Source organism: Shimia sp. MMG029, assembly GCF_027947445.1.
Lineage (GTDB): Bacteria > Pseudomonadota > Alphaproteobacteria > Rhodobacterales > Rhodobacteraceae > Shimia.
The window spans coordinates 115276-121725 of record NZ_JAQJIM010000010.1; the positions used below are offsets into that span (position 1 = coordinate 115276).

Genomic DNA, 6450 nt, shown 5'->3' on the forward strand with positions numbered 1-6450 from the left:
GCGTGTCCTAAGGCCATACATACACTAGGACAGACACCAGCGAGGGGGAGCCTGCCCATGACCGAATTTTCCAAAATCCTGATAGCCAATCGGGGCGAAATTGCCATTCGTGTAATGCGCGCCGCCAATGAGATGGGCAAAAAAACCGTGGCTGTTTTCGCAGAAGAAGACAAACTCGGTTTGCACCGCTTTAAAGCGGATGAAGCCTATCGGATTGGCGAAGGGATGGGGCCCGTTGCGGCCTATCTCAGCATCGATGAGATTATCCGCGTCGCCAAAGAGTGCGGCGCTGACGCGATCCACCCAGGCTACGGTCTGTTGTCAGAGAACCCTGACTTCGTTGACGCCTGCGCGGCCAATGGCATCACCTTTATTGGTCCCAAGGCTGAAACCATGCGGGCGCTTGGCGACAAAGCCTCCGCCCGTAAGGTGGCCGTTGCTGCAGGGGTGCCGGTCATTCCGGCAACCGAAGTGCTGGGCGATGACATGGACGCCATCAAGAAAGAGGCCGCTGAGATCGGCTATCCTCTGATGCTGAAAGCCTCCTGGGGTGGTGGTGGGCGCGGCATGCGTCCGATCAATGGCGAAGATGAGCTCGAAGAAAAGGTTCTGGAAGGTCGTCGTGAGGCTGAAGCGGCCTTTGGCAACGGTGAGGGTTATCTGGAAAAGATGATCACCCGTGCGCGTCACGTCGAGGTGCAGATCCTTGGCGACCAGCAAGGCAATATCTATCATCTCTATGAGCGCGACTGCTCGGTTCAGCGCCGCAATCAGAAAGTGGTAGAACGCGCACCTGCACCTTATTTGTCTGAGGCGCAGCGCGAAGAACTTTGCGAACTTGGCCGTAAGATCTGTGCGCATGTAAACTACGAATGCGCCGGCACTGTTGAGTTCCTGATGGATATGGAAAGCGGCAAGTTCTATTTCATCGAAGTGAACCCGCGCGTGCAGGTGGAACACACCGTGACCGAGGAGGTCACAGGTATCGACATCGTACAGGCGCAAATCCTGATCGCAGAAGGTAAGTCCCTTGCCGAGGCGACCGGCAAGTCCAGCCAATACGATATTCGCCTGAATGGGCACGCGCTGCAGACGCGTGTGACCACAGAGGATCCGCAAAACAACTTCATCCCTGACTATGGCCGCATCACCGCGTATCGTTCCGCTACAGGTATGGGCATCCGTCTGGACGGTGGTACAGCCTATGCAGGTGGGGTGATTACCCGGTACTATGACAGCCTGCTGACCAAAGTGACCGCATGGGCGCCGACGCCAGAGAAGGCCATCAAGCGCATGGATCGCGCGTTGCGTGAATTCCGTGTGCGCGGTGTGTCAACCAACATCGCATTTGTTGAGAACCTGCTTAAGCACCCAACTTTCCTGTCCAATCAATACACTACGAAGTTTATTGACGAGACCCCAGATCTGTTCCGTTTCGCCAAGCGCCGCGACCGTGGCACCAAGGTCCTGACCTATATCGCGGATATTTCGGTGAATGGGCATCCGGAAACCACGGATCGCCCGATGCCGGCCGCCGATCTGAAAGCGCCTCTGCCGCCTGTCAAACGTGGTGAGGTGCAGTCTGGTACCCGCAATCTGTTGGAAGAGCAGGGCGCGCAGGCGGTCGCTGACTGGATGAAAGCGCAAAGCAAGCTTTTGTTGACCGATACCACCATGCGTGATGGTCACCAGTCTTTGCTGGCGACGCGTATGCGTTCAATCGACATGATCAAAGTTGCGCCAAGCTACGCGGCCAATCTGCCAGAACTGTTCTCTGTAGAGTGCTGGGGTGGGGCGACTTTTGATGTGGCTTACCGATTCCTTCAGGAGTGCCCATGGCAACGCCTGCGTGATTTGCGTACAGCCATGCCAAACGTGCTCACACAGATGCTGCTACGTGCCTCCAATGGCGTGGGCTACACCAACTATCCTGATAATGTGGTGCAGGCCTTTGTAAAACAGGCAGCGGAAACCGGTGTTGATGTGTTCCGCGTGTTTGACAGCCTCAACTGGGTTGAAAACATGCGCGTCGCGATGGACGCGGTGGTGGAGAGCGGCAAGATCTGTGAAGGCACGATCTGTTACACCGGCGATCTCCTTGATCCGGCGCGCAGCAAGTATGATCTGAATTACTACATTGGCATGGCCAAGGAACTTGAGGCCGCTGGCGCGCATGTTCTGGGTCTTAAAGACATGGCGGGCCTGCTGAAACCAGCCTCTGCGCGCATACTGGTGAAGGCGCTGAAAGAGGAGGTTGGCCTACCAATCCATTTCCACACACATGACACCTCTGGTATTGCAGGCGCGACCATTCTGGCCGCGGCAGAAGCCGGTGTGGATGCGGTTGATGCGGCAATGGACGCTTTCTCTGGCGGCACATCTCAGCCGTGCCTTGGCTCCATCGTAGAAGCGACGCGCAACACAGAACGTGACACAGGTCTCGACATTGGTGCGATCCGCGAAATCAGTGCCTATTGGGAGGGCGTTCGCGCACAATACACGGCCTTTGAAAGCGGTCTGGCGGCACCTGCATCCGAAGTCTATCTGCACGAGATGCCCGGCGGTCAGTTCACCAACCTCAAAGCCCAGGCGCGCAGCCTGGGTCTGGAGGAGCGCTGGCATGAAGTTGCCCAGACCTACGCGGACGTCAACCAGATGTTTGGCGACATCGTGAAGGTGACTCCATCGTCAAAGGTTGTGGGTGACATGGCGCTGATGATGGTGAGCCAAGGCCTGACACGCGAAGAAGTTGAAAGTCCAAACGTCGAGCTGGCGTTCCCAGACAGTGTTGTGGACATGATGCGCGGCAATCTTGGCCAGCCACACGGTGGTTTCCCGTCTGCGATTATCGACAAGGTGCTGAAAGGCGAAAAGCCAAACACGGACCGGCCCGGCAAGCACCTGAAGCCTATTGATCTTGAAGAAACTCGCGCCGAATTGTCTGCGCAGCTTGAAGGTTTCACAGTCGATGACGAGGACCTGAACGGCTATCTGATGTATCCTAAAGTCTTCCTCGACTACATGGGACGTCATCGTCAGTATGGTCCCGTGCGGGCGCTGCCGACACGAACCTTCTTCTATGGCATGGAGCCGGGCGAAGAGATCACCGCAGAGATAGACCCGGGTAAAACACTTGAAATCCGCCTACAAGCCATTGGTGAGACCGATGAGAACGGCGAAGTGAAAGTGTTTTTCGAGCTGAACGGCCAGCCCCGCGTGATCCGGGTCCCAAACCGATTGGTTAAGTCTTCAACGGCGACCCGCCTGAAGGCCGAAGTGGGTAATGCAAGTCATATTGGGGCACCAATGCCGGGTGTTGTTGCCTCCGTGGCAGTGGCAGCCGGTGCGCAAGTCAAAGAGGGCGATTTGCTCCTGACGATCGAAGCCATGAAGATGGAAACGGGCATCCACGCTGAGCGCGACGCAGTGATCAAGGCCGTTCATGTTGCCGCTGGTGGGCAAATCGATGCCAAAGACTTGCTGGTCGAGCTTGAATAAGCTTGGCAGCACAGGGGAGGGGGAGCCATCTTCCCCTCGCTAACGCAAACAAAAAGCCCCACGTCATTCAGTTGACGTGGGGCTTAGATTTTAGATCAGTGAAATTGCTTCGAGGCAGTCCGCTAATCACTCAGCAGCAGGTGCGAGAGAGGCCAGATAAGCCGCTACGTCTGCGCCGCCTTTTTTCAGTTTGAAGGTCATCTTTGATTTGGTTGCATAGCCATTGTCGGCCAGCCAAGCTTTCGGATCGACTACGTAGGCTGCCAATGCGTCTTCTGTCCAAACAGCACCAGCTGCATTGGCTTCCTGAAGACCTGCGCCATATTTGAAGTCTTCGGCGCCAACGGTACGGCCAATCACCCCGTAGAGGTTGGGGCCCGTTCTGCCACCTTTATAGAGCACTTCCCCGTCTGGGGTTGTGATCGTGTGGCATGCTTTGCATTTTTTGAAACCTTTTTCGCCTGCGTCCACGTCGCCTTCGGCGAGAACTGGCGTAGCGACCATCAGGGCCGCGATAGCTGGTGCTAGGAACTTCATAAAAGTCACCTCTATTAGAATGTGTCTTTGGCGCGTTGTCCGAGACAAGTCTGTCCCTTAATGGCCCCGCAAGTGCAACTTAAAATAAGCTCCAAAACTGCAATTGCGAGACACCGCGACAATCGGGCGCTCCAGTGTGGTGCTTTCAACAGCTGGTAGATTTCTTCAGCACATCAAGCGTGGGACCGTTGCAACACTCAATATCGCTTCAGTTCTATGACGGTGTTTCGTCGGAAGGCTCGGCGAACACCAGATCAAAGTTGCGCTTCAAAGCAACATCGACATCATCCAGAGAAACCGGCAAGCCCAAGTCGATCAGCGATGTGACACCGTGCTGTGTGATGCCGCAGGGCACAATGCCACCAAAATGAGAGAGATCCGGTTCCACGTTTATCGAGATACCATGAAAGCTGACCCAGCGGCGCAACCGGATCCCAATCGCAGCAATCTTATCTTCGGCCTTGGAGCCATCTGCGTTCAAGGGTTTGTCATCCCGCTCAATCCAAACGCCAACGCGGCCATCCCGGATTTCACCGCGCAGGTTGAATTCTGCGAGTGTTTCGATCACCCAGGTTTCGAGCTGTTTGACAAAGGCACGCACATCTCGCCCACGTTTGCTCAGATCCAGCATGACATAAACCACGCGTTGTCCAGGGCCATGGTAGGTGTATTCGCCCCCTCGTTTGGCTTCGTAAACGGGGAAGCGATCAGGCTCAACAAGGTCTTCGATCTTGGCAGAAGTGCCTGCAGTATAGAGGGCAGGGTGCTCCAGCAGCCAAATGCACTCATCTGCGTCGCCAGCGGCAATTGCATTGGCACGTTGTTCCATGAAGTTCAGAGCAGTTTCGTAGTCGATCAAGCCGTCGCTATGAATCCATTCTACCATCTGTGCAGGCCTTCCTAAGTGTCACAAGCCACGTAAGCGATTTTCGGCGAAGCTTCAATTCACGAGTGGAAAGCGCCATATCCTGTTGTCGGTAACTGCGATTTTTCAGTGCCGCAGCGCTGCATTCAAAAAAAATGTGGATAACATCATTTTTCGCTTCACATCCCTCGCGCGCCTCGGTATCAGGCCCTCACCCACCAGGGCAAGTGCGGTCGTGGCGGAATTGGTAGACGCGCAGCGTTGAGGTCGCTGTTCCTTAACCGGAGTGGAAGTTCGAGTCTTCTCGACCGCACCATTTCACATTTTGATGTGAAATGTTCTAAAAAATCAAAAATTACAGATACTTGTGGAATTCGATAACCGTTTTGGCGGTCACACGCCAAAGGTGCTTTGAAAGCTGTTTTCAGGATGGTTTTGCGCACTTCCAGTGATCTCTTTTCATATATATTCCAAGGGCTTGAGAGGAATTCTCTCAAAAGTTCGATAATTTCGGACAGGGGGCTCTTGGGTTTTGTGTTTTGGGCAAGCTTGTCTGTCAGCAAAAGCTTGTCCTCTTCCAGCTTCGCAATCTTGCTTTCGAGTGCCGCCATGACCTTTGAATTCGAGATTTCGACCATGCGTTCGACAAGCGCGTCTTGCTGCTTATCCAACTCTTTGTGCTGGCGTTTGATTTCAGCCTTTGCTTGCTTGGCCTGATCTCCGCGTTGATCCCATGCGTCTTTCAACATCGATATGGCAATATCGAGCATGTTTTTGCTTGGCGTCATCCAGCGGAGAATGTTCTCAAACCCATCATCAATCTTTTCCGCGCGGATACTCTTGCGATACTCCGAACAATCACGGGTTTGACAGTTGTAGTAGGGATAACGTTTTCCAGTCGCACTCCGCGACCAACAGGAAGTCATAGGCTTGTAACAGCAGGCGCAGTGCAACGCACCACGCAAGGGAAAGTCTTCATGGATATCTGGGCGTTTGGCAGCGATACCCTTACCTGTACGACGCTCTTGGATGGTTTGATAGGTCTCCAGCGTTATCAAAGCTTGGTGGTGGCCTTGGCGGCGTGTGATGCCCCAAGGTTCATGCTCAATGTAACCTGCATAGATCACGCGCCCCAGCATGTCCGACACCTTCTGTTGGCGGATTTGACCATTGGGCAAATCTTTCGGAAACTCTGGCTGGGCTTCCAAGAAACGCTTGATATCCGCCTGTCCAGAGAAACGACCAGAAGCATAACCTTCCAGCGCTTCCTTGACGATGGATGCAACAGGCTCGTCTGGCGTGAGCAGTTTCCCATTGCCCTTAGTCTTTTTGTAGGTGTACCCCACAGGCGCGGAGAAGACGGAATAACCATTCATCATTCGCCCCTTCATGCGGTTGGAGGTTTGCTCGGCGTTCTTCTCGCGTTGGTGCTGTGCGACCGAGGCCAGCATGTGTCCGACAAGCCGAGAGTCGCTATCCTCACCAAACTCGACATGCGGTCTGGTGAACCAATCAAGTAGCCGAACTGCACTCCATTTAGAGGGCTTCAT

Annotated in this window: 3 protein-coding genes, 1 tRNA gene and 1 pseudogene; 2 read left to right on the top strand and 3 right to left on the bottom strand. The window is 54.4% G+C overall.

From position 1 onward, the window contains the following. Positions 1–57: 57 nt before the first annotated feature. Positions 58–3498 carry a pyruvate carboxylase gene (locus PJL69_RS18645; RefSeq protein ID WP_271311027.1) on the top strand — a complete coding sequence of 1147 codons (3441 nt, stop codon included), beginning with the start codon at positions 58–60 and terminating at the stop codon, positions 3496–3498. Positions 3499–3624: 126 nt separating this feature from the next. Here the strand turns inward: PJL69_RS18645 and PJL69_RS18650 are convergent, their stop codons facing one another. Beyond that, entirely contained in the window at positions 3625–4035 is a 411-nt protein-coding gene (locus PJL69_RS18650; RefSeq protein WP_271311028.1) for a c-type cytochrome, read from the bottom strand. A gap of 214 nt (positions 4036–4249) precedes the next feature. Then, positions 4250–4921: a lipoyl(octanoyl) transferase LipB gene (gene lipB / locus PJL69_RS18655; protein WP_271311029.1), complete on the bottom strand. Its 672-nt coding sequence runs from the start codon at positions 4919–4921 to the stop codon at positions 4250–4252. 208 nt (positions 4922–5129) lie between these two features. Between lipB and PJL69_RS18660 the strand changes: the two genes are divergently transcribed. Continuing rightward, a tRNA-Leu gene (locus PJL69_RS18660) sits at positions 5130–5216 on the top strand. Positions 5217–5760: 544 nt separating this feature from the next. On the opposite strand, the pseudogene PJL69_RS20295 reads toward PJL69_RS18660, so the two are convergent. Then, positions 5761–6450 (bottom strand): annotated as a pseudogene (locus PJL69_RS20295) (recombinase family protein); the annotation flags it as partial.